At 42.7% G+C, this 24,421-nt stretch carries 24 protein-coding genes, 1 tRNA gene and 1 pseudogene; 13 read left to right on the top strand and 13 right to left on the bottom strand.

What is annotated here, in order from left to right:
- Positions 1-11: 11 nt before the first annotated feature.
- Both C7H79_RS03595 and holA read left to right on the top strand, forming a co-directional pair.
- Entirely contained in the window at positions 12-527 is a 516-nt protein-coding gene (locus tag C7H79_RS03595; RefSeq protein WP_106705934.1) for an LPS-assembly lipoprotein LptE, read from the top strand.
- Positions 528-560: 33 nt separating this feature from the next.
- On the top strand, positions 561-1,595 hold the full coding sequence (gene holA / locus C7H79_RS03600; RefSeq protein WP_106705935.1) for a DNA polymerase III subunit delta: 1,035 nt from the start codon (positions 561-563) through the stop codon (positions 1,593-1,595).
- 198 nt (positions 1,596-1,793) lie between these two features.
- On the opposite strand, the gene C7H79_RS17865 is transcribed toward holA, so the two are convergent.
- From C7H79_RS17865 to aroQ, 7 genes are all read right to left on the bottom strand, one after another.
- Entirely contained in the window at positions 1,794-1,967 is a 174-nt protein-coding gene (locus C7H79_RS17865; RefSeq protein ID WP_172592343.1) for a hypothetical protein, read from the bottom strand.
- Positions 1,968-2,191: 224 nt separating this feature from the next.
- Complete coding sequence (metH, locus tag C7H79_RS03605; RefSeq protein WP_106705978.1) at positions 2,192-5,902, bottom strand: methionine synthase; 3,711 nt, start codon at positions 5,900-5,902, stop codon at positions 2,192-2,194.
- Positions 5,903-5,973: 71 nt separating this feature from the next.
- The gene (locus tag C7H79_RS03610; RefSeq protein ID WP_106705936.1) at positions 5,974-6,816 is read right to left on the bottom strand and encodes a zinc-ribbon and DUF3426 domain-containing protein; all 843 of its coding nucleotides are present in this window, start codon (positions 6,814-6,816) and stop codon (positions 5,974-5,976) included.
- Positions 6,817-6,905: 89 nt separating this feature from the next.
- Positions 6,906-7,823 (bottom strand): 50S ribosomal protein L11 methyltransferase, encoded by a 918-nt coding sequence (gene prmA / locus C7H79_RS03615; protein ID WP_106705937.1) that lies wholly within the window; start codon positions 7,821-7,823, stop codon positions 6,906-6,908.
- Positions 7,824-7,858: 35 nt separating this feature from the next.
- The gene (accC, locus tag C7H79_RS03620) at positions 7,859-9,220 is read right to left on the bottom strand and encodes an acetyl-CoA carboxylase biotin carboxylase subunit (RefSeq protein WP_106705938.1); all 1,362 of its coding nucleotides are present in this window, start codon (positions 9,218-9,220) and stop codon (positions 7,859-7,861) included.
- A 2-nt stretch (positions 9,221-9,222) separates the two neighbouring features.
- The gene (gene accB, locus C7H79_RS03625) at positions 9,223-9,702 is read right to left on the bottom strand and encodes an acetyl-CoA carboxylase biotin carboxyl carrier protein (protein ID WP_106705939.1); all 480 of its coding nucleotides are present in this window, start codon (positions 9,700-9,702) and stop codon (positions 9,223-9,225) included.
- A gap of 68 nt (positions 9,703-9,770) precedes the next feature.
- Positions 9,771-10,223, bottom strand: a complete 453-nt coding sequence (gene aroQ / locus C7H79_RS03630; RefSeq protein ID WP_106705940.1) for a type II 3-dehydroquinate dehydratase — start codon at positions 10,221-10,223, stop codon at positions 9,771-9,773.
- A gap of 221 nt (positions 10,224-10,444) precedes the next feature.
- Between aroQ and C7H79_RS03635 the strand changes: the two genes are divergently transcribed.
- From C7H79_RS03635 to C7H79_RS03645, 3 genes are all read left to right on the top strand, one after another.
- Positions 10,445-10,520 (top strand) — tRNA-Thr (locus C7H79_RS03635).
- A gap of 199 nt (positions 10,521-10,719) precedes the next feature.
- Positions 10,720-10,959 carry a restriction endonuclease subunit S gene (locus C7H79_RS19400; RefSeq protein ID WP_374057996.1) on the top strand — a complete coding sequence of 80 codons (240 nt, stop codon included), beginning with the start codon at positions 10,720-10,722 and terminating at the stop codon, positions 10,957-10,959.
- A gap of 66 nt (positions 10,960-11,025) precedes the next feature.
- On the top strand, positions 11,026-11,280 hold the full coding sequence (locus C7H79_RS03645) for an AbrB/MazE/SpoVT family DNA-binding domain-containing protein (protein WP_106705942.1): 255 nt from the start codon (positions 11,026-11,028) through the stop codon (positions 11,278-11,280).
- Between the two features lies 1 nt (position 11,281).
- Here the strand turns inward: C7H79_RS03645 and C7H79_RS18705 are convergent, their stop codons facing one another.
- Positions 11,282-11,497, bottom strand: coding sequence for a hypothetical protein (locus C7H79_RS18705; RefSeq protein ID WP_242447128.1), 216 nt, complete (start codon positions 11,495-11,497; stop codon positions 11,282-11,284).
- Between C7H79_RS18705 and C7H79_RS03650 the strand changes: the two genes are divergently transcribed.
- Positions 11,445-11,693, top strand: a complete 249-nt coding sequence (locus C7H79_RS03650) for a type II toxin-antitoxin system PemK/MazF family toxin (RefSeq protein WP_242447127.1) — start codon at positions 11,445-11,447, stop codon at positions 11,691-11,693. The two genes, C7H79_RS18705 and C7H79_RS03650, sit on opposite strands and share 53 nt — an antisense overlap.
- A gap of 53 nt (positions 11,694-11,746) precedes the next feature.
- On the opposite strand, the gene C7H79_RS03655 is transcribed toward C7H79_RS03650, so the two are convergent.
- Positions 11,747-12,151, bottom strand: a complete 405-nt coding sequence (locus C7H79_RS03655) for a hypothetical protein (protein WP_106705943.1) — start codon at positions 12,149-12,151, stop codon at positions 11,747-11,749.
- 231 nt (positions 12,152-12,382) lie between these two features.
- On the opposite strand from C7H79_RS03655, the gene C7H79_RS18710 reads away from it, so the two are divergent.
- Positions 12,383-14,743: a TPR domain-containing protein gene (locus tag C7H79_RS18710; RefSeq protein ID WP_242447122.1), complete on the top strand. Its 2,361-nt coding sequence runs from the start codon at positions 12,383-12,385 to the stop codon at positions 14,741-14,743.
- A 1,554-nt stretch (positions 14,744-16,297) separates the two neighbouring features.
- Here the strand turns inward: C7H79_RS18710 and C7H79_RS03670 are convergent.
- The 3 genes and pseudogenes from C7H79_RS03670 to C7H79_RS03675 all read right to left on the bottom strand — a co-directional run bounded on the left by C7H79_RS03670 (position 16,298) and on the right by C7H79_RS03675 (position 17,480).
- Complete coding sequence (locus C7H79_RS03670) at positions 16,298-16,537, bottom strand: hypothetical protein (protein ID WP_242447129.1); 240 nt, start codon at positions 16,535-16,537, stop codon at positions 16,298-16,300.
- Positions 16,538-16,561: 24 nt separating this feature from the next.
- Positions 16,562-16,645 (bottom strand): annotated as a pseudogene (locus C7H79_RS19725) (transposase); the annotation flags it as partial.
- A 325-nt stretch (positions 16,646-16,970) separates the two neighbouring features.
- Positions 16,971-17,480, bottom strand: coding sequence for a DUF1269 domain-containing protein (locus tag C7H79_RS03675; RefSeq protein ID WP_106705945.1), 510 nt, complete (start codon positions 17,478-17,480; stop codon positions 16,971-16,973).
- Positions 17,481-17,868: 388 nt separating this feature from the next.
- Here C7H79_RS03675 and C7H79_RS03680 point away from each other — a divergent pair, with 388 nt between their 5' ends.
- The gene (locus tag C7H79_RS03680) at positions 17,869-18,924 is read left to right on the top strand and encodes a cytochrome-c peroxidase (protein WP_106705946.1); all 1,056 of its coding nucleotides are present in this window, start codon (positions 17,869-17,871) and stop codon (positions 18,922-18,924) included.
- A 610-nt stretch (positions 18,925-19,534) separates the two neighbouring features.
- Positions 19,535-19,780 (top strand): hypothetical protein, encoded by a 246-nt coding sequence (locus C7H79_RS17870; RefSeq protein WP_172592345.1) that lies wholly within the window; start codon positions 19,535-19,537, stop codon positions 19,778-19,780.
- A 360-nt stretch (positions 19,781-20,140) separates the two neighbouring features.
- Here C7H79_RS17870 and smbP read toward each other — a convergent pair whose 3' ends face one another.
- Complete coding sequence (gene smbP, locus C7H79_RS03690) at positions 20,141-20,407, bottom strand: small metal-binding protein SmbP (protein WP_242447123.1); 267 nt, start codon at positions 20,405-20,407, stop codon at positions 20,141-20,143.
- Positions 20,408-20,819: 412 nt separating this feature from the next.
- Between smbP and C7H79_RS03695 the strand changes: the two genes are divergently transcribed.
- The 4 genes from C7H79_RS03695 (at position 20,820) to zapD (ending at position 24,413) form a co-directional block, all read left to right on the top strand.
- On the top strand, positions 20,820-22,043 hold the full coding sequence (locus C7H79_RS03695) for a type II secretion system F family protein (protein WP_106705948.1): 1,224 nt from the start codon (positions 20,820-20,822) through the stop codon (positions 22,041-22,043).
- 32 nt (positions 22,044-22,075) lie between these two features.
- Positions 22,076-22,936 carry a prepilin peptidase gene (locus C7H79_RS03700; RefSeq protein WP_106705949.1) on the top strand — a complete coding sequence of 287 codons (861 nt, stop codon included), beginning with the start codon at positions 22,076-22,078 and terminating at the stop codon, positions 22,934-22,936.
- 3 nt (positions 22,937-22,939) lie between these two features.
- Positions 22,940-23,536, top strand: coding sequence for a dephospho-CoA kinase (gene coaE / locus C7H79_RS03705; RefSeq protein WP_106705950.1), 597 nt, complete (start codon positions 22,940-22,942; stop codon positions 23,534-23,536).
- 121 nt (positions 23,537-23,657) lie between these two features.
- On the top strand, positions 23,658-24,413 hold the full coding sequence (zapD, locus tag C7H79_RS03710) for a cell division protein ZapD (protein ID WP_106705951.1): 756 nt from the start codon (positions 23,658-23,660) through the stop codon (positions 24,411-24,413).
- Positions 24,414-24,421: the final 8 nt, after the last annotated feature.

Consider the following 24,421-nt stretch of genomic DNA (forward strand, 5'->3'; position numbering starts at 1 on the left):
ATCCTTCACTCATGATAAAAACACACAAACAACAATTACTTATTCTGATCGTCGTGATCTTGCTGTCAGCCTGCGGTTTTAAGTTGCGCGGACAAGCGACTGCACTGCCGTTCAAGACAATGTATGTCACTGCACCGGATGGACATACGATCGGCATCGAGATGGAACGCATGATCAAAGCCACGCCGACAACCCACTTAGTTGCCAACGCTACAGAAGCCGAAGCGACCCTGGATATTATTAGCGCGATTAATGAAAGAGCAATTCTATCTTTGTCCGGTGGTGGTCGCGTGCGGGACTTTAATTTGATTTATCGGGTAATTTATCGCGTATTGAATAACAAAGGCATCGAAATCATGCCGCATACTGAAATCACCTTAACCCGGATTCTACCTTTTCTGGATGCACAAATTCTCGCCAAGGAAGCGGAAGAGAGATTGTTGCTAAAAGATATGCAATCCGATGCAATTCAACAAATTCTATGGCGCTTATCAACAGTTAAGCTTCCCACCGAAAGTACACAGTAATTCCGTGATCGTTTCGCATAATGCCTCATCACCATGCGTATAAAGCTCGAGCAATTATCGCAATCCCTGCAAAAGCAACCCGCGTCACTGTACACTTTATTTGGCAACGAACCCCTGCTGATTCAGGAAGCTGCAGATTTAGTCCGCACCCATGCACGCCAGCATGGGTATACCGAACGTGAATTATTCACTGTAGATCAGCACTTCGATTGGTCTGATCTGTTAAATGCAGGCAATAACCTGTCCTTGTTTGCTGATCGCAAAATCATGGATATCCGTATCCCCTCCGGCAAACCCGGCAAGGAAGGCGGCAAAGCAATCGAAACCTATTGCGGTGCGTTACCACCCGACACATTCACTCTTTTCACGCTACCCCGGATCGATAAGCAGGGGCAAGCAACGAAATGGTTCAAAGCGCTTGAGACTGCCGGCGTTTTAGTCCAAGCCTACACGATCGAGCGTAATCAATTATCCGATTGGATCGAGCAGCGTCTCGGCAAACATCAACAAAAAACTGATTCTGCTACATTACAGTTTCTAGCGAATCAGGTGGAAGGTAATCTACTCGCCGCACATCAGGAAATCCAGAAGCTCGCACTACTGTACCCCAATGGCAACTTAACCTTCGAGCAAGTAAAAGATGCAGTACTGAATGTGGCACGTTATGATGCATTTCAATTATCAGACGCCATGATTAATGCGGATGCCTTGCGCTTTATCCGTATCCTATCGGGCTTGCAAGGTGAAGGCATTGCTCCGCTGCTTTTACTCGCCACCATGACCGAGCAAATACGACAATTGATTACCATTCGAAAAGGCCTCGACAATGGCCAACCACTTGCACAGTTACTGCAGGCCACCAGAATCTGGGGCGACCGACAAAAACCAGTACAAGCTGCGGCCAAACGCATCAGCCTGCCAACTCTTGTGCAGGGATTATCGGATGCCGCAGAAATAGACCGGATGATCAAAGGGGTAGCACAGGGAGATGTTTGGGATGAATTGTTGCAATTGGGTTTGCGACTTACAATTCACGAAAATAAGAATTTCGCAAAAGTTACTAAGTAACTTTATTTCAAATCCCACCCATTACAGGTTAAAAGAATAATTCTCGGATGAGAAGAAGAATTAACGCTCTTAGCTGGCAATTATCGCTTTCTGCGCCAATTAAACGAGTTAGATCCCATCAACCCCGACCTTGCTCACCTGAACAAGAATCCGAGGCAAGCAGGGGGGTAATTCGGAATGTTCCTACTCGTGCCGCTGTCACTCGGTCTTAATCTTCTTTTCCTTTGTGACAGGATTCCGCAGCTCATAGCCTTCTTCCTTAGCCTTGTAGCCGCCGTATGCTCCGGCGCCACCTGCAGCAAGCAGCCAGCATCCCGACATCAGTGGGATCACGAGTAAAATTGCCAAGTAGTGCATCAACTTTGATTTCATCGCAGCCTCCAACAAAATTTATCAATACATGAAATATATATTATAATCAGTAACCTAATTAATACATGAGCATATGACTAATTCGAATCCTCACTATAACTTATATGATGCTTGAGGCACAAGAGAAAGTCGCTTAGGGAATAATCTCCCAGTAGTGTGTTATAACATTACCGGGATTTTACAGTTACTTAACGAGGCGAAAAGTAATTGCAATATTGTGACATTTATCGCTCATACGCCAACACCGGTGCCAACCATCGCTCGGCTTCCTCTACTACCCAGGATTTCCTTTTCGCATAGTCCTCCACCTGGTCTTTACCAATTTTTCCGACAGCAAAAAATGTTGAATCAGGGTGCGCGAAATAGAAGCCAGATACTGCAGCAGTAGGAACCATGGCAAACGATTCGGTGATGACGATGCCGGCATTTGCGGTAGCATTCAATGTCGCAAACAGCGCGCCTTTTTCAGTATGATCCGGGCACGCGGGGTAGCCAGGAGCAGGACGGATACCGCGATATTCTTCGTTGATCAGTTGCGCGTTGGTTAAAGTCTCGTCTTTTGCATAACCCCAGAATTCGCGCCGTACCCGCGCATGCATGTGTTCAGCAAACGCTTCCGCCAGACGATCTGCCAATGCTTTGAGTACAATCGCGCTATAGTCATCATTGGCATCTTCAAAAGCCTTCACTCGCTCGTCAATACCAAATCCCGCACCAACCGCAAACAGTCCAATCGTATCTTGAATACCCGTTTCCCTGGGAGCGATAAAGTCAGACAAGCATCGATTCGGTTTACCTGATGGCTTCTGGTCTTGTTGTCGCAAACAATGATAAGTCATGGCGAGCTTATTGCGTGACGGATCAGTGTAAATTTCGATGTCGTCGCCGACAGAATTGGCCGGAAACAAGCCAATTACTGCGTTCGCGCTCAACCATTTTTGTTCGATTATTTTCTTCAACATCGTTTGTGCATCGCGAAATAGCTGACTTGCTGTTTCTCCAACCACTTCGTCTTGCAGGATATCAGGATAACGTCCGGCAAGCTCCCATGCCTGAAAGAACGGCGTCCAGTCGATATACGGCACAATCTTTTCCAGCGGGTAATTATTCAGCGTACGAATACCTATCAGCTCCGGTTGATAAGACTGATAATTTACCCAATCAGTTTTAAACGCATTGGCGCGGGCTTCAGCGAGTGTTAACAGTTTCGCGGGCCCTTTCTTATTTTTGTGCTGGGTGCGCACCTTTTCGTATTCGTTTTTTATTTCTTGCACATAACTTGCCCGCAAATCCTGTGATAGCAAATTACTGCACACACCTACTGCACGGCTGGCATCTGGCACCCAAACGGTTGGGCCTTCATAGTGCGGTGCAATTTTGACGGCCGTATGAACTCGCGACGTAGTTGCACCGCCGATCAGCAACGGAATGGTAAATCCCTCGCGCTGCATTTCCTTGGCGACATGTGCCATTTCTTCTAAAGAAGGGGTAATCAAGCCGGATAAACCGATAATGTCGGCTTTCTCGCGCCGCGCCATATCAAGAATTTGTGCACTGGGTACCATCACACCCATATTGATCACTTCATAGTTATTGCATTGCAAAACCACGGTAACAATATTCTTGCCAATATCGTGCACATCACCTTTGACAGTAGCGATAACGATTTTTCCTTTGGGCTTATTGTCTCCCGATAATTTCTTTTCGGCTTCGATGAACGGCAATAAGTGCGCCACCGCTTGCTTCATCACGCGCGCCGATTTGACCACCTGCGGCAAAAACATCTTGCCAGCGCCAAATAAATCGCCAACCACGCCCATGCCTTCCATCAGCGGACCTTCGATCACCTGAATCGGGCGTCCGCCCTGTTTATCGATTTCTAAGCGCGCGGCTTCGGTATCTTCCACAATATAGGTGGAAATACCCCTAACCAGAGCATGTGTCAAGCGCTGCTGCAAGGGCTCATCACGCCACGCCAGATCTTCAACCTGTTCTTTTTTCTTGCCTTTAAAGTTCTCGGCGAATTCAACCAAGCGCTCGGTTGCATCCGCACGCCGGTTGAGGATGACATCCTCCACCTTTTCCAGCAGTTCTGCCGGGATATCCGAATACACCCCTAATTGACCGGCATTGACAATACCCATTGTCATACCAGCTTTGATCGCGTGATACAAAAAAGCGGTATGAATCGCTTCACGAATCGGTTCATTGCCACGGAAGGAGAACGAGACATTGGAAACTCCGCCGCTTATTTTGGCGTACGGCAGCGTTTGCTTAATGAGACGGATCGCCTCGATGAAATCGACGCCGTAGTTATTATGCTCTTCAATGCCCGTTGCAATAGCGAAAATATTCGGGTCAAAAATGATGTCTTCGGGTGGGAAACCTATCTTATCTACCAGCAAACGATAGCTACGAGTGCAAATCTCCACCTTACGCTGCAAGGTATCGGCCTGACCCTGCTCATCAAACGCCATCACAATCACTGCCGCACCATAACGACGAGCTAACTTGGCATGATGAAAAAATTCCGCTTCACCTTCTTTCATGCTGATGGAATTGATAATGGGTTTACCTTGCACGCATTTCAAACCAGCCTCAATTACGGTCCATTTGCTGGAGTCGAGCATGATCGGCACCTTGCAGATATCCGGCTCGGCCGCCAGCAGATTCAGGAAGGTCACCATGGCTTTCTGCGAATCCAACATGGCCTCATCCATATTGATATCGATGATCTGCGCACCATTCTCCACTTGACTGCGTGCCACGTTCAACGCTTCCGCGTAATCGTCGCTGAGAATCAAACGAGCAAATGCTCGGGAGCCGGTAACATTGGTACGTTCGCCAACATTGACAAACAATGAATCATCGCCGATGTTCAGAGGTTCCAAGCCGGACAAACGCAATTTCTTCGGAATTTCGGGTACCTGGCGTGGCGCGATATCGGCAACTGCCTGCGCAATCGCTTTGATATGCGCCGGTGTGGTACCACAGCATCCACCGACAATATTGACAAAACCAGATTCCGCAAATCCTTTGATCTGGTTCGCAGTATATTCCGGCGACTCGTCGTAGCCTGTTTCAGATAAAGGATTCGGCAGGCCGGCATTGGGATGCACGCTGGTATACACATCTGCCACACCTGCCAGCTCTTCAATATACGGACGCATCAATTCCGCACCTAGGGCGCAGTTGATACCAACCGATAACGGTCGGGTATGGCTGATCGAGTTCCAAAAAGCCTCCGGTGTTTGTCCTGACAATGTACGCCCGGATGCATCGGTGATGGTGACTGAAATCATGATCGGCAATCGTATGTCATGATCGACAAAGTATTGATCGATAGCAAATAGAGCCGCTTTTGCGTTAAGTGAATCGAAAATGGTTTCAACCAGCAGAATATCAACCCCACCGTCGACCAATCCGCGAATCGACTCAGTGTAATCAGCCACCAATTGATCGAATGTTATGCCGCGAAAACCCGGGTCGTTGACATCAGGAGAAATAGATGCGGTTTTCGTGGTAGGGCCGAGCACACCGGCAACAAAACGCGGCTTCTCCGGTGTTTTTTCTTCATACGCCTGTGCCGCTTCGCATGCCAATTTTGCCGCAGCAACATTCAACTCATACACCACATCCTGCAAGTGGTAATCAGCCATCGAAGCTGCAGTGGAATTGAACGTGTTGGTTTCGATAATATCCGCACCGGCTTCCAGATATCCGCCATGAATCGATTTGATAATATCCGGCTGAGTCAACGTCAGCAAATCATTGTTTCCTCTCAAATCATGCGGAAAATCAGCAAATCGCTGCCCGCGGAAATCTGCCTCAGAGAGTTTGAATGTCTGAATCATCGTACCCATCGCACCGTCCAGAATCAGGATGCGTTGCGCAAATAAGCTTTCCAGTAAAGTAGTGCGGGGATTTTTATTCATCGAAAAACATGTTTTAAAAGGAACTGAATTGACCATTATACCTCAGTGCACGCCTGCTTCTGCGTCACCGATCAGGGATAAAGCAACAGCAGCCGATAACCCAGTGCATCCAGCTGGTTGCTATCAAAATCCAATCGAACCTCTATCTCTTGATGTGGCTGAATAAATTGCAACGACTTGTCTGCTTCTTGCAAATAATCCTGCGCCGCGAAAACACGGCTGGCAATTAATTCTTCTCGTGCATCCAGCAATGACAATTGCAATACGGGCCAAGCCTGTGGAAAAGACGCGTAATTATGAATAGTCGCATACATTGTGGCCACCTCGGGCTGTTGCGCAGGATTTTTCTGCAATTCGGATGATTCGATGCCGATCAGATTGATATCTTGCGAATAGGGTACTGTACACGACAAGAATTCACATAACCGCTCCAAACGAGGCCTGATTTCAGGTGCCATCATAGTCAGTTCGGTGCGATAGCTATAGGCAATCTGACTGATCAAGAGCAACGCCAGAAATGCATTCACCGATATCCACTGCACATACGACAGCTTATCCGGCTTCTCATCTCCAAACAGTTGATCTGATGTTTCAATTATCTCGGTTGTTTGAGTGATGTCAGCCGTTTCAGTTGTTTCTTGATTCAACTCCGAAAAAGCTTGCGGCTCGGTTACATTGTCTAAATTCTCCGGATTGATCTGTTCTTCTGTTGCAGCTTCAGGTGTGCTGAAAGTATACAGTTGAATTTGAGAAGTATATTCAATGGACGATTCATTGACCGTAATCAGCGTGGCAAATCCATTGAATATCCGTTGGCAGTACCCACAACGTACATCGCCTCCATGCGCCTGTAATTGCGCAGCATTCACACGGAAAGTAGTACTGCAACCTGGACAAAGTGTTACAAGCGCCATAGGTTATTGCCTGTATTGAATCGTCACATTAATAATCAGTGAACTATGTATTTACCAAGCTCAGGAGCTCGATAGAAGTGATAATTATTTCATCTTTTGCAGCCGGTTAACAACACCCATCCTTGCTGTTCATTGTCGCTGTGCATATCAAACCACTGTTGATATACATGTTTAACTTCTGCAGCTTGCTGGTGCAAAATTCCAGATAGTACAATGGTGCCCTGTTGCCGAACCAATTGCGCCAGAACTGGCGCCAACATGATTAAAGGATTTGCCAGAATGTTGGCAACCACAACATCCGCATACTCTTGCGGCTGCAAATACCGTGCAGCAGCCTGATGAGTTGTTGTGAAATAGAATTTTGAAGCAACACAATGATTTCTGGCTGCGTTTTCCTGACTGGCTTTAATTGCCTGGTGATCGATATCAATGCCGGTGACATGGCTGGCACCCAGTTTTAGCGCAGCAATCGCCAATATTCCGGAGCCACAACCATAATCAATAATCTTAGTCCCTGGCCGCAAATTTTGATCCAACCAGTTCAAACACAATTGGGTCGTGGGATGACTGCCGGTACCAAATGCCAAGCCTGGATCAAGTATCAGATTAATCGCTTCAGGATCAGGTGCCTGATGCCAAGTAGGAACAATCCATAAACGCTGCGAGATTTGAATTGGATCAAATTGTGATTGGGTCAGACGCACCCAATCCTGCTCTTCAACACGCTCCAGACGGAAATTCAGTTGGCCGCTCGATGGGGCAATATTTGTCAGACTGTGCATAACTTCATCGATATTGACAGCTTGATCGAACAAGGCTGAAACCTCAGCGTTTTGCCAGATTTCTCCGCAGGGCTCTCCGGGTTCTCCAAACAGCATTTGCTCGTCCTGGGTGTCAACCGCCGCATCATGAATGTCCACCGATAATGCGCCCTGTTCCATCAATGCATCACTCAGCAACTCGGCATTCGTTGCATCAGCTTGGATAATTAGCGTAACCCAGGACATACTTGATATAAGAAATCTGCGATCAAATCCGCTTCTCAATCGATTTTAGTTTTATTATGCAATGCAAGTTTTTGTTCCAGATAATGAATTGAAACACCACCGCGCAAAAATGATGCATCATTCATCAAGTCTCTATGCAATGGAATATTAGTTTTGATCCCGGCAACCACCATTTCAGACAACGCAATCCGCATCCGCGCAATTGCTTGCTCGCGCGTATCGCCATAGGTAATGATTTTGCCAATCATCGAATCATAATAGGGCGGCACCATATAGTTATGATAAACATGCGAATCGACCCGCACCCCTGGGCCTCCCGGCGCATGATATTGTGTGATACGCCCGGCAGAAGGTGTCAGTTTGTATGCATCTTCCGCATTGATGCGACATTCTATGGCATGCCCCTTGAATACAATATCTTTCTGGTGCATCGGCAAAACCTTACCAGCCGCAACATTTATTTGCGCCTGTACCAGATCAATACCCGTGATCGCTTCCGTTATCGGATGTTCCACTTGTAAGCGGGTATTCATTTCAATGAAGTAAAACTCATTGTTCTCAAACAGAAACTCAAACGTACCGACGCCGCGATATTTGATCCGGCGACAGGCATCGGCACAGCGTTCACCGATTTTATTGCGCAATTTCTCAGAGATACCAGGCGCAGGCGCTTCCTCGAGAATTTTCTGGTGGCGGCGTTGCAATGAACAATCTCTTTCGCCCAGATGAACAGCATTTCCATGCTCATCAATCAATAACTGAAATTCGATATGGCGTGGGTTTTCCAGGAATTTTTCTGCATAAACTGTCGGATTGCCAAAAGCTGATTGCGCTTCATTGCGGGTCATGATGACTGCATTGGATAGTGCAGCTTCGGTATGCACCACTCGCATCCCACGCCCACCACCTCCACCTGCGGCTTTAAGAATAATGGGATAGCCGATCTCCTTGGCTATCTTTCTTGTCTCATCAAGGTCTTCCGGTAGCGCACCATCCGATCCTGGAACGCACGGCACACCGGCAGTTTTCATGGCATTTTTTGCGCTGACTTTATCGCCCATCAAACGAATTGTTTCTGATCGTGGACCAATAAATACAAATCCGCTTTTTTCTACCCGCTCGGCAAAATCCGCATTCTCCGACAAAAATCCATAACCCGGATGAATAGCCTCCGAATCGGTCACCTCGGCGGCACTGATAATGGCAGGAATATTAAGATAGCTCAGCCCGACAGGAGCTGGACCAATGCATACTGATTCATCAGATAGCATTACGTATTTCGCCTCCGCATCGGCTTCCGAATGCACTGCCACTGTTTTGATACCCATCGCACGACAGGCACGCTGAATCCGCAACGCTATTTCGCCGCGATTTGCAATAAGAATCTTCTCAAACATAATTATTGAATCACGAATAAAGGCTCACCGTACTCAACGGGCTGCCCATTTTCTGGCAGGATCGCTTTGATCACACCATTTTTATCCGCTTCAATTTCGTTCAGCAATTTCATTGCCTCAATAATGCATAAAGTATCTCCAACCTTCACACTCTGGCCAACCTCAACAAATGGGCTGGCTCCAGGCGATGCCGATCGATAGAATGTACCAACCATCGGAGATTTGACAATATGCCCATCCGGGACTAATTTATTATTTGAGCCTGATGCTTCATTAGATGTATTGACTTCAGAGATTGCCGCCGACACGGGTTGCGAAGCCGGGGGCATAACTGCCGCCATAGGCGGCATGAAAGCATAGTTCTGCACACCGGAACCAGATTTACTGATTCGTACTTTTTCCTCGCCTTCCGTAATTTCCAGCTCAGCAATACTCGACTCTTCAACCAACTCAATAAGTTTCTTAAGTTTTCTTAAATCCATATCCAATCTCCCGAGATATCATCTCGCTGTAAGGAAGTTTTATAACTATTTTCAACGGCATCAGATCATCAATATGTCATCGCATATTTTAGTGCCAATTCATAACCCTTAGCACCCAAGCCACTGATAACACCAATCGCCAAATCCGAAAAATAGGAATGTTGACGAAAAGATTCACGAGAATATATATTCGACAAATGCACTTCGATAAATGGCAGTTTGACCGCAGCAATTGCATCACGCATTGCAATACTGGTGTGCGTATAGGCAGCTGGATTGATGATGATGAAGCTAGTCCCATCATTCATAGTCAGCTGTATTCTTTCAATCAACGCCGATTCCGCATTACTCTGAAAGAAATCAAGTTTAAATTCAGTGTTTTCAACTAATTCACTTAAATTTCTGTTAATATCCTGCAATGTTGCACCGCCATAAACCTCCGGCTCACGAACACCCAGCAAATTCAAATTGGGCCCATGAATAATCAAGATATTATCAACTTTAATCTTTTTTGAATCCATTTGCGAATTATGTACCGTTGCAGCCAGAAAGTACAGATTTTTGACGAAATTAACCGAACTTAAGCGAAAATTGTCAGATAAATATTGAATTTGGTATTTTAGAAAAAGTTCAATTTATTGCAATAAAAAATATCTATAAAACACAAACTATTGAATTCAACCCTTTATCATTTGCCCGCAATTCTCCAACCATCTATAATACCTCGCTTGATTTAAGCCGGGCTGTTGTAGCTCAGTTGGTAGAGCAACTGATTCGTAATCAGTAGGTCGGAGGTTCGACTCCTCTCAACAGCACCAATTAAATCAATAAATTACAGATATTGAATCGATAACATCTTAACAATTTTATTGATTATCGTAAAATTAGACCCAGTTTTAATCCCAGTAAGTATCTTGGCTACAACTGGACATCTTTGGACATAATATGCTTAAAAACACCAAGATAGATTGATTTGATCAACTAATTCTGGGCAATCCAGTTAAGCAACTTTCTCCGATTTTTCTGTTTCTGCCTTACATTAAAGAATTGAATCGGAATATTGAAGGTATTCGTGATGAAAAGGTGATTAGCTGTAAATATTTCTCGGAAATACTATTACCCTTTCCCTCACTTTCGGAACAAACCAAAATCGCCAACTTCCTCGCCGCTATCATCGACAAGATCACCCACACCAAAATTCAGCTCAATGCTTTAAAGTTGTACAAAAAAGAATTTTTACAGCAATTATTTGTTTGATCATTAGATTACTGTTTAAGCTATGTTTATACTTATGTGTAAACATTTTAATCTTGAGGTGTCGTCATGGTCGAAGTGATTCTGGATATCAAACAATGGGGCAATAATCTGGGTGTGCGACTGCCCGCAGCCATTGCACGTGAAGCTCATGTGCATGCCGATCAACAGGTAAAGCTGACCGTTTCAGGTGGCCAGATCATCATCACCCCAGTGCAGGATAAACCGCTGACGCTGGAACAACGTTTGGCGCAATTTGATCCTGCCAAGCATGGCAGTGAAGTAATGACACCTACCCAGCCCTTGGGCGCTGAGAAATGGTAGCCTAGCAATGGCAAAAGCAGCCAGCGCCGGTGTGTAGATACCCGAGCGCCAAAACATTATCTGGATCAACTGCAACCCGCAGGCCGAGCAGGAAATGCGCGATATTCATCCCTTTCTGGTATTCGCCAAGCATCTTTAACGATAAAACTTCGCTGGTAATCGGTTTGCCCACGACCACCGCTGCATATAATGCCGACAATCCTTTTGCTGTTGCCATTGGTAAAACATCCAAGCGCAAGATAGAGCAAACCAGTTATGTGCTATGCCATCAACCAAAATCATTTGATTGGCGGGCACGGAGTGCCACGCCTCATCCATTGGGCAAGCTTGGCGATAACTTGTTTGTACAGGTTTGCGAACGACTCAATCAAATCATTCAGCTTTATTGTCTACACAATCCGAGTTTGCTTTGAAACAATGCCTGATTGAGCAGCTTCAACGCATGAAATGCGCGGGTGCGCATTGATCATAAAGCCGCATAATTTTTTGTCTTCAAATAAAATCTGAAGAATATTCGATTAATTTCAATCGATGGCCTTAAAATCACATAGGCATGGCTATATATGCCTTTGCATGCCGAATACTCAATACCCCCTTGAAAAGAACGGAGACTAATAATAAAACCACCAATTTGAACAACTTTGTAAGTTTCAATTCTTTTTTCGGCTGCAGAAATGTTGTAATCGATCATTTTAAGGGGAACGGCACCAAGTTCCTGAGAAATTGCTAAAACAGGCAAATCAGAATTGTGATCTTTATCTGTAATGCTATCGAAAACTTCGTTGCCGAATTTCTCTTCCCATTCCGGAAACTCTCGTTCATCCTCATCCTCATCCTTAAACCGCAGCCTCTGGCTAAGAAGCTGATGCATGACGCTTTTCTGTATTGTTTTAGTAAGTCGTGTTTTTGCGTGAGTTGAGTGATTTTTTCATCTACTGCCGTGAGGAAGTTAGCGATTTTTGGTTTGCTCTGGAATTGTCGGAATGCACAATTCCAGCGCCAGTAAATCACCGTTAGGCGTTGCGCCTAGAAATTGAATCCGCGCCAAAAATCAATCAAGTAAAATGATGGTCTTTAAATCTGATGTCACGAATCATTCGCTATGATTGATCCTATTCTCAATGCAAAAGAAAAATTAGATGACCCGCTCATGCTGGAGTGGGCGCTACGTTACTATAAAGATCTGCCCGAAAATAATCGTGAAGAAAAGGCCCATATTGAATCTTCATGGTTTCATGATCTTTTCATCGCACAGCTAATCGAACGAAATGAAACAGAAACATTGCTTCGCCTATTTAATACGTTACCAGCCCAGCATTTCTCTTCATTTACGAATCTGATCATCAAGCGCTGGCTCGAATGGCCTACTTCTTTGGCTAATGCGACGATACAGATTCTAGCCGTCAATGCACCTAAAGAACTTTTGCATTTGCTTGAAAGCTATTTGAATAAGGTTGAGCAAGGTGCTCCCTTTGAAATCGAACGCCTCCTGAGTATTTATGAGTTATCAGAGACTGGGATCGATACGTCGTACCAACCATTATTAAATAGGCTTTGTCAGAAAGTTCTGTTACTCCCAAAGATTCATTTTGGCAGGATGTTTTTTCTGCCATCCCTGTTACGTCTAGGCAACGGCTTATCTTTCGATATGCACGCATCTTTGCTAGAAGCTGCGCTTCAAAGTTGTGAAGATAATGATCGTCGCAGAAGTGTGTTAATAGCCTTAATTCAAGGTGTGTTCGGTCATAAAGAATACCTGGATATAGTTTTTGATCGTAGCGAGAAACAATCAGAGCAACACCTTGAATCATTAGTCTATTTATTTCAAGAAGAAACACCACTGACACAACTTGATCAGTGGCTGGATTCACCACCTGCTTTCTCCGAGGTTATCCCAATGCTGGAGAAAATTTCCTATCAATCAAGTGGTTGCAAAAGAATTCTAAGCTTACTGAAGGATTCATCGAGAATCAAACGGCAATTGCCTGATGCCATTCGATCTCAACTCGTTGTAGCCACCTGCATTCATGGTTTTGCACGGACAACATTCGAGAATCTGGCTCCCGACCTCAAGGAAACAGTTGATTTGTTGTCGGGAGACTTTTTGAAACCGCATTGGTATCCCGCTTTATTAGCGCATTTGCGTACCTATGATCAGCAAGATATTACAACCGCATTAATTTCTCGCTTACCTTATGTTAGACACACCTATGGTGGCGTGCAATTGGCCGAAGTTATGGGTGATTTGGCCTGGGCAGAGTTCGTGCCATGCCTAATCGACTCAATTACGCAAGATCAAGGAGATTATCTCTGTGAAGCCTCACAAACAGCATTGAAAAAAATAGGTATCTCGGCCCAAGCAGCTTTGATTGAGTTTTGGGATCAATTAGATTGGTCTCAACAAATATTTGGCCTTCCGGTAATCAGCGATATCGGCGGCAAAGCAGCGGCAGATTTTGCTTATGAACATTTCGACACATTGATGGCTGATAATGTGGAGTTTTATTGTAAATTAGCATTAGCCGCTCCAGATAAACGCTTGCTGGATCGCTTAAAGCCGGAACTGCGTCGCCAGCAACCTCTAATTGATTGCGCCTGCTATATTCTTGCACGTCTCTTGGACCAGGATGATGATGAAATACAGGCTGCCAAGAAGCGCGCGATAGCAGACTTGACTAGACAAGCAAGGAACAGAAAGTCTTTCGAATCTGGAGACTTATCCAACGATTCGCTCTATCTGGAATTACACTGCCCGTCATGCAATGGCGTCAACCAGTATGCAGTCAAGGGCGTTATTATCGGCAAAAATCAAGATGAAAAAATTCCACACTTGATCAATGATGAATTCCCCTGCGCATCCTGCGGCCAGTACGTTGAGTTTGAATTGACATCCTCAGCATTGACGTCACTGACTGCTGAAATGCTGATGATGAAAGCGGCGCATGAGAACGAACAACAACCGAGCACACGCATTACAACGATGAGCTGTCAAGTAGATGGCCATACATTACCCGCCGCCACTGCTTTGGAGAAGCTAAGAGAACATGTCGCCAAGTCTCCTAATGATGCCAGCGCATGGTTTCAATTGGGAAAGATTCTTGCCTATATCAATAGACCGAAGGCCGGAATACAGGCTTTGTCACAAGCTCTGCAATTGGAGCCTGCTGCTATTGATGTCAAACTGATGCTGGCTAATGCACTTGTTCTAAATGACGCCAATGAAGAGGCATTCCAGATATTGACAGATGCGCTCAATCAATTAGCCGACTGGGAATTTCTTGTGCCACAATCAAACTTTGGGCAAGATTTCGCTAAACTTTACAATCAATTGCGGCGAAGCCTGGGCAGAGACGATTTGCCAGCGTTGCATCCATCTTCGTTAAAGACACCTCAAAAGACTGGTCGCAATGATCCTTGTCCCTGTGGCAGTGGAAAGAAATTCAAAAAATGTTGTGGTCGTTAAGTTGTATAAACAAAGCCAGTCAAGTTTACTAGTTATATCGATGATCTGATGAATAGATCTTCCAAGTCTCAGCACTCTGCTGATAATCCACTGAAAACGCTACAGGAATCAATGGAGCGCATCATCTTTCATAGCGAATCATCAAGTTTCTGTGTTTTGCGCGTCAAGGTCAAAGCGCATTGAGAACTAATAACAGTAATTGGCTCCGCTGCTTCTGTAACAGCGGGGGAGTATGTCGAATGTTTAGGCATCTGGGTTAATGATCGGCAACATGGTTAACAGTTTTAAATCAATCTCTATAAAAATCGTTATAACCTAAATCAACCGTTGAACAAGTCAGAGAAAAGCACATTTATAGCTGGGCCATATTGCCGTGTGTTGCAATCGAACTGCTGAGAATAAACAAGAAGCTTTAAATGACACGACATTGAAGCAAGCTTTGATGATTTCGTTAAAACTGGAAAAAACTTTAAAGACTGCACTCTGCAGAATATCGATGATCTTTTGCCTTTTCCGCCAAAAGCCGATTCTTAGGCGGATGCACAAATGACCGCGCTTTCAGGCACTAAATTGAAATAATATTGTTTTATAATGACTATGTGCTGAGTGACCAGTTATAAGAGTAAAGTTTGTTAACAATAACTGAAGTTATCAACTAATCTTTGAGCTACGTTTACATAAAATGAACAAGTTTTGTGATGCTATACGACTGGCTATTTTGCCGTGAAGTTGAGATGAGTCGAACCTCAGGTATAGTGATTACGAAACGTAATTTATAATGATAGACATCAAAAATCAATTTCTTGTACTTATTCTGGGCGAATGGTCAGCGCCACGAAGTCTCAAGCGATGGTATTTCGTCCACAATCTGACACAATAAGCTTCAAACAAGAATTACAATATAAATAATTTTGCTTTTTGTTTATACGCTAAATAATACTGAAAGCAGTAACTTTTATGTGTTGCTTGAGAATCTTCATAGACGATGACGATATTGGTAAATTACATGTGGCTATTTTTTTATTTGAGGTATTGTCAAATTAAGAAAATTTGAGCAAACGCCGATACAATAATTTGTAACTATCTAATTGATCTGTATTGGCAATTATGCCAAGAGGCAAAGATCAGCTCAATTTGACTTAACTTGATAATACCTTCAAAACTACTAAAGCCACACTTAATTAGTTCTCTTTATTCGCACTATCGCGATCTTTCAGAATATCTTGACTTGGAGGATACTGACCTGGTTTTGGCTCGCCACATGCAGTTAAGAACAATACTAAACAGGCAGCTACAAAAAGAGTATATTTCATATTATCAATGTCCTATATTTGAATTGAAAGAATAAGGCTCTTTCGAAAAATACAAAGAACTGGTTCCTTGATTTTGCTGGATCGCAATTTTCGCTATTTCTTGGAGCACTTCTTTATAACATAAATAATATTAAGTTTTCGTGAATTATCGTTAATATCTTCGATTCTACGAAAATTATGCACATTTGGGTTAGTTCGTTAGCTCAGCTACATCGTAGCGAATATTTCTCCTAGTCATTTTTCAACCGGCCTCAACAGTGTTGAGAAATCTACAGGTGACTCCCGGTTGGCTACCATCCCAAATTGAACCCGCCTTACCTTCGACGTCCACCTCAAACAGGAAAACCTTTTTGGGGCGTGCCGCTGATTCAATCAGCGTGGCATCAATTACCGCTCCCGCCGCGCCCTTGATCATCAATCCGTGTGATTGAAGCTGTTCATTGATCGAGGCCAGCAGATCGTCTAACCGAGCGCCGGTCACCAAACGGATGCAAAACCAACACGGGGTGGCTTCGTCCGGTATCGCATCCGACAGGGACAAACCACAAAATCGTAGAAAATCAATCCGAACATACAGTGCTTGCTCCAACGCAGCATCTCCAACTGTCTTTGACTTGTCACTATTTTAGACGGTTATCGCGCTGACGGGGGAGTTGTGCAGTAGTCTTGTAATCAGCCACCAGAGCGGATTGGCTTGAATGTAGAAGAGGGTTATCTGTTTGAGTAAAATGTTTTAAAGTTTCAATTTCGTGGAGCTGTGCAGCGATCCGATCGAAAAAGGCCGATCGAACCTTGGAAGAATAGAATGATCAGGGGATTTTAGAAATGTCATGCACGATAACTTTATTTGTAAAAAAAAACCATATCTGGCTCTCTATTGTTATTAGAGAGCCAGTGTCAGGCTAACAACATAATCAAGGAAATGCCGGCATTCTCGGTTCCGTTTGTTCAACTTCAACCTGCGGCAGATGTTCTTTGACTCGATTTTCAATTTCATTCACTCGATCAGTTGGCACATCAACAAGAACCAGCAACTTGCCGGCCTCAATAGCATCCTCGTATTCTTTGATTCGTCGATTGCCAATACTCATGCCGACCATGCCGCCAAACCAAGAACCTACACCCGCACCCACCAATGTGGTCGCCAATAAAACGCCTCCAGCGATAACCGTTGATGCCGGTGGCAATGCAACTGCAACTAGCCCGGCAAGCAAGCCCGTTGCACCACCTAATGCGACCCCTTGCTCCACGGCAGGAATGAAATCAGTTTTTTGCAAAAGATTTGCTTCCGGCAAATCTTCAAGCGGTGTACCGCGTTTTGCAATCACATGGATATGTTTCTCCTCAATTCTTTCCATAAGTAAATCTTGGACAATTTTCTTGGTAGTAGCGATATCTGGAACTAGAAAGTATATACGTCGCATAATTCCCTCCTACGAGATTATGGAGTTTAAAAAGAAAGAGCATTAAATAACTCTTTGGACTGAAAAACTTTCTTTAAGTAAATACTGAAACAATTTGTTCCTATCTTTTTTTCTGAATCTGCTTTAATCCCAGCAAATCTATTTCTGTACATTGTTTGTACGTTTTATAACATATGTTTAAATTGTACTTTTTCAACCCTCTGGTTAACAAACTGACAAATTCTTACAAAGCGTCAATTTAAGTATAGAATAAAGTCTTCAGCCCTCATTTGAAAATGGATATAAAGAGAGTTGCAGCAACACTCTTCTCTTTAGAATTTTTCCATAAATAAGCTAGATGCTTATTCTCTAGTATATTGTGAGTGCCAATGTTTATTTTGGAGGCTACATGAAAGTATTCTTATTTCTGGCATTGATGTTAAGTTCCTACAGTTATGCTCAAAGTGAACATGATTCTCAGGGAGGTATACAAAAAAATAGCGGTCATCATAATGAAATGCACGGTGGCGATCATCACGAGATGGGCGGAACGATGCATGGAAGTCATCACAAACTGGACAAAATTACTCTAAAACATTTTTTTGAACCGCTGCCCGCATCAATTATCGATGAGAAAAAGAATGCTGCATTAATTGCGCTGGGCAAGAAACTTTATTTAGATCCACGACTTTCAGTAAATAATACAATTTCCTGTAACTCCTGCCATCAACTGAATAATTTCGGTGTCGACAGTCAACCCACATCACCCGGTCATGAAGGAAAACGCGGCGGTAGAAATTCACCAACTACGCTGAATGCTGCACTACATATTGCTCAATTTTGGGATGGACGTGCCAAGGACGTTGAAGAGCAAGCACTCGGTCCAATTCTGAATCCGATCGAAATGGGCATGGCAAAAGATGTTGATGTTGTCGGTAAATTGAAAAAAATAGACGAATATAAGACCATGTTTGCGGAGGCCTTTAAGGATGAAAAAGATCCAATTCTGTATGTAAATATCGGCAAAGCAATTGGCGCATTCGAGCGTACACTTTTAACACCATCCCGCTTTGATGATTTCCTCAAAGGCGATGAAAATGCGTTAAATGATACTGAGAAAAGGGGTTTGCAGAAATTCATCAGTATGGGATGTGCAAATTGTCACAACGGCGTAGCAATTGGTGGAAACTCATATAAGAAAATCGGTCTGGTCGTACCCTATGAAACAAAAGATTTGGGAAGATTTGAAATAACTGGACTTGAAACTGATAAAAAAGTATTTAAAGTACCGAGCCTAAGAAATATCACCAAAACTGGCCCTTATTTTCATGATGGCTCGGTGGCAACCTTGGATGAAGCTATTGAGGAAATGGCAGAGCATCAGTTGGGACGGAAAGTCGAACCGGAATTTGTTGCTGATGTGAAAGCTTTTCTGGGGTCCTTAACTGGCAAAGTTCAGAAATAAACTTGAATATATACGATAACTCAACAAAGTGAAAAGTAATGTGTAACAGGAACTGGGGTTGTACATTACTTTCTATATTCTAAAAACAATCAGTCTTTAAAATGCCGCTCTCTCATATGAGAAAGTTAAGTCACTTTCTCATCCAGCTGATTATTAGTCAAAAATTGATATGTATCAGCAAAAAAATAGCCAAGGCTCCCTTTTAATACGAACCAAGCAAGTAATAGCTGTTATGTTAAAAATCTTTTTTACGGCGCGCCGTAAAGTTCAACAAACTTAAGCCAGCAAGTACATCGCATAGATTCCGGTCCGGACACAACACTGGTCATTGAAATCATATCTAGAGCTTACTCAAAATATAGCCTACTACTTAACAACGAGTGGTAATGCAAAAAATTTAATTCCATAAAAAGCAAATGTTATAAAGCCTAATCGCTCAAACCAGAACTTAAAAAGTTATCGATATTTTAAGCTCAGGCACAAACCGACTCGTTTGGTCATCCATGAATTTCCCGACTATACCAAAAACTCTTTTTCTTGAGAAAATAGAACTATGAAAATCAAATTAGATATTCGATGAAAATGTGAAAAGCAAGCTTTCGGATGATTCATGAACATCGACGAAGCATGGAACGCAGCGGGCGGCAGTGACATCGATATCACCGAAGATAGGTTGTTACTGCCAACCAGGATACATTCGACGTCGGAAACAGCCATTAATGTATGGAGTAAATTTATCCATACACCTTTGACGGCACCGACTCGATCTGAATTTTATATCTATTTTGAGTCATTCTTGTTTGCCCCCCGAATGTTCAGAAAAGCTAAAGCAATCTGCAGAACGATTAGCGCATAAGCTTGGACGTGCCACCCCCAGATTATCCAAAGACAGTTGCCGAAAAGCGAAAACCAAAAGCCGATCATGCGGCTCCGCTGGTTTTGCGATGCAATGAGCCATACGCCCAAAATTGTAACAATCATCGCAGGCCACTGTAGTTGATGTAAATAATCCAAATGGAAGCTTTATAAAACTTTAACTGGGGTTAATAGGAAAATAAGTGGTTGTTGCTAAGCTGGAGCGATCCATGAATTCAAAAGAAGGCATAAAATAAAGACAATGAATAGACAAAAATCATCCGCTTTATTTTTAATGCGGATAAATAGATTTATTTGCAGCCTAATTAAATGTGGACAGCATCTTCCGCAGCTTTTTATGCTACATCAGCATTTTAATAGCATTATTCAATGAATCTATCCCCTTATCCAAATGTTTAGAATCAATTTGATGATCTGTATTGTTTTTTGCCGCATTCGAATATTTCTTTGCCTCCTCTGAGTAATTAGCAATTGCTTTCAAATTTGCTGACTTGGCTGCAACTTCAGCATGCTGTACAGCTTGATCCAAATTGTTTGTTTCTGCAAATACGCCAAACGAAAAAAGTATCATAATTAAAATACTTGTAATTAACTTAGTATTTTTCATAGGAATTCAAGCTCCTCCATTCGTAACTATTTCAATAAATTCTGATCACTCTTTTTTAATGACATAAGCGAAATTAGTAAAGTAGTTAATAATACATTCAAAAACATGCAATTTTATTTTTTATAAAGGGCGGATTCAAATTGAAATTGAATTCGCGAAATAATGTTAACAGGCCATAAGTCTGGCGGCTCTCAATACTTGTTTGAATCACACTCAAATTAAACTGAAAATGGTATGGAGGCATAAATTTTTATTCTGCACTAAGTAATAATCAATCGATGCCGTTAAATCTGCACAATTTAAAAACAATCTTTTGATTCCGTTATCAAGAAATGATCATATTAGAATTTTTGTGATATTTGCTGATAATGATTAAATATCATGTGAATGCCAAGTACTTGAGGAGCTATTTATGGCAACTGTAACCACGACTACCGAAAAAAAAATAAAAGAAATTAATTACTTATGGGAAGGAAAGGATAAGTCTGGAAAGTACCTAAAAGGCGAAATGCGTGCAGCAGGAACTGTTATTGTAACTTCCGCACTGCGCCGTCAAGGTATCAAAGTTACAAAAATAGAAAAAACGCATTCCAATGGCAGAATCATTGAAAAAGATATTACGTTATTTACACGTCAGTTAGCAACCATGATGAAATCTGGAGTGCCGCTACTACAGGCGTTTGATATTATAGGAAAAGGTCATAGCAACCGTGCTTTGAGTAAATTATTAATGGATATAAAATCTGATGTCGAAACTGGCAGTAATTTAACGGATGCATTCCGCAAATTCCCGCTTTACTTCGATGCTTTATATTGTAATCTTGTTGGCGCAGGCGAAGCTGCGGGTATTCTGGATACCATTCTTGATCGCTTAGCCACATATAAAGAAAAAATTCAGGCTATCAAGGGAAAAATTAAATCTGCTCTTTTTTACCCTATTTCAATTATTGTAGTGGCATTTGTCATTACAGCGATAATAATGATTTTTGTGATCCCGGCCTTTAAAGAATTGTTCGAGGGATTCGGTGCCGATCTGCCTGCTCCGACACTTTTCGTAATGACTATCTCAGATTTCTTCGTTGCTTATTGGTGGGCAATTCTTGGAATTGTGGGTGGTGGAATTTATGCTTTTTTTTATACCTGGAAACGATCTATTCCCATGCAACGAAGTATCGATCGTGTTGCACTAAAGATTCCTGTTTTCGGAGAAGTAATTCGTAAAGCTACTATTGCACGTTGGTCGCGCACTCTTTCGACGATGTTTGCAGCAGGCGTACCTTTGGTAGAGTCATTAGATTCTGTAGCAGGCGCTGCCGGAAATTATATCTATTATGAGGCCACAAAGAATATACAACTCGAAGTTAGCACAGGTAATAGCTTAATGTCATCCATGACTAACAGTAATGTATTTCCAAACATGGTTATTCAAATGGTAGCTATTGGTGAAGAAGCCGGATCGCTTGATTCTATGCTCGGAAAAATAGCCGATTTCTATGAAGCAGAAGTTGACGATGCTGTTGCCGCACTTTCTAGTTTGATGGAACCTATGATCATGGTTGTTCTAGGGACACTTATTGGCGGTATGGTAGTTGCAATGTATTTGCCCATCTTTAAAATGGGTATGGTCGTTAATTAAATCTTGTATTTTCTGATCTACATAAAATAACTATGGCCATACTTACCCTGCTGCAGGAATCTCCCGCTTTATTCGTCTCCTTGATCGCTTTTCTTGGTTTAATGATTGGCAGCTTTCTAAATGTTGTCATTTATCGATTACCTGAGATGATTAAAAGGGATTGGCTGCAGCAATGCGCAGAGTTACAGGGGCAAGAAAACAAAACTTTGCCAACATTTAATCTCATTACCCCGCGTTCAGCTTGTGTCCATTGCGGGCATAATCTGAGTGCATGGGAAAATATTCCAGTAGTCAGTTATCTATTTTTACGCGGTCGTTGCTCCCAGTGCAATGCACACATTTCTCCTCGCTACCCTATTGTAGAAGTACTTACAGCATTAATGAGCGGCTTTGTTGCTTGGCATTACGGATACGGTCTTACAACCATCGCGGCATTAATTTTTGTATGGGCACTCATCGTTTTGGCAGTGATTGATCTCAATACGCAATTATTGCCGGATGATATAACTTTGCCGTTAATATGGGTGGGGTTATTGGTGAATATGAATAACGGTTTTACCGATATTCAATCAGCAGTTATTGGTGCCGTAGTGGGTTATCTTTCCTTGTGGTCAATTTATTGGTGTTTTAAATTGGTAACCGGAAAAGAAGGTATGGGATTTGGTGATTTTAAATTACTTTCTGCAATTGGTGCTTGGTTAGGATGGAGCATGCTTCCGCTGGTCATACTCTTCTCATCGCTGGTTGGTACTGTCGTAGGAGTTGGACTAATCATCGCAGCAAAACTCAATAAGAATATTCCTATTCCATTTGGCCCCTATCTTGTTGGCGGAGCGATTATCGCATTATTTTGGGGAGAAAAGCTTAATCATGCTTACTTTGGGTTACTCTAATCAATGACCTTTGTTGTAGGATTGACTGGAGGGATTGGCTGTGGAAAGTCGAGTGCAAGCCAATGTTTCGTGGATTTGGGTATTGATGTTATTGATACTGACGTAATCGCTCGGATGCTAACTAAACCTCACGGTTTAGCAATGAGTTCAATTAAAAATTCTTTTGGAGAAACCATGATTGCTGCGGATGGTTCTCTAGATAGAGGAAAGATGCGCAACTTAATCTTTTTAGATAATAATTATAGAGTTACTCTCGAAAAAATTCTTCATCCGCTTATTCTTACCGAAACTCTTCAGCAAGTTAAAAAAGCTCGGTCACCCTATATCATAATCGTTATCCCGCTTTTATTTGAAACAGGCGACTACGACAAAGTAATTCATCGCAGCCTGGTTGTTGACTGTGAAGAACAACAACAAATATTACGTACGATAAAGCGAAGCAAATTACCTGAACATCAAGTAAAAGCAATCATTGCAACGCAGGTTTCACGAGAAAACCGCTTAAAAAAAGCGGACGATATTATCGTCAACAATCAAAATATGGCTTTTCTAAAAGAGCAGGTAGCTCAGTTACATAAGAAGTATATATCTTATTCATAATAAACATTATGTTATGATACTTTGATCAAGAATTTAGCTGGGAAATTTACTGTTTATGTGAAATAATCTATCAAAGGCAAAATTTAATATTTTTAATCTTTGTTGTGGACGCATAGTTATTGTGATTTGTTATGAACACCCGCTTAATGAGCGTATACGTACTCTTCTGCGACTTGAAGACTTGTTCAATAAAATTGATTTCTTTTCAGCTAAGGATAGCGCTTCTGAACATCATGCTTCGCTCATCGCTTTATTTGAGGTCCTGGAGATCACTAATCGTGCGGATATTAAATCAGATTTATTGCAAGAGCTGGAGCGACAAAAGTTGATACTCGAAATGTTACGAAGAAACCCAGATGTTTCTGAAGCAGCTCTTGATAGTGTTCTGAATGACATAAAAATTACATTCAGGGAAATGCTGGATTTCCCCGGTAAAGTAGGTGAACACCTGCGTGCAAATGAATGGCTGATGGCGATTAAACAACGGATTGGAATACCTGGTGGTTGCTGTATGTTTGATTTACCATCCTATCACTATTGGTTGAATTTAGATCCTGTGCATCGACATGAAGACTTTAATGAATGGCTGTCACCATTTCAACCCATTCGTAATGCATTCGCAATTGTGCTGCTTCTGTTAAGAAAGAGTGGAAGAACTCTGCGGTTTGTTGCAAACCAAGGTGTTTTTCAACATACCGGTTCAGAATATTCAGCGCACATGCTAAGACTTAACTTAAGTGATCAGCTTCCCTGTGTGCCTGAAATCAGCGCTAATAAATATGCATTAAACATTCGCTTTATTCCGACACAGCCAGGACAAAAAAACAAAGTTTATGAAGCCGATGTAACATTTGAGTTAACCTTCTGTAATCTTTAGTTCCAATT

The sequence above is a fragment of the Nitrosomonas supralitoralis genome (assembly GCF_003011925.2).
Lineage (GTDB): Bacteria > Pseudomonadota > Gammaproteobacteria > Burkholderiales > Nitrosomonadaceae > Nitrosomonas > Nitrosomonas supralitoralis.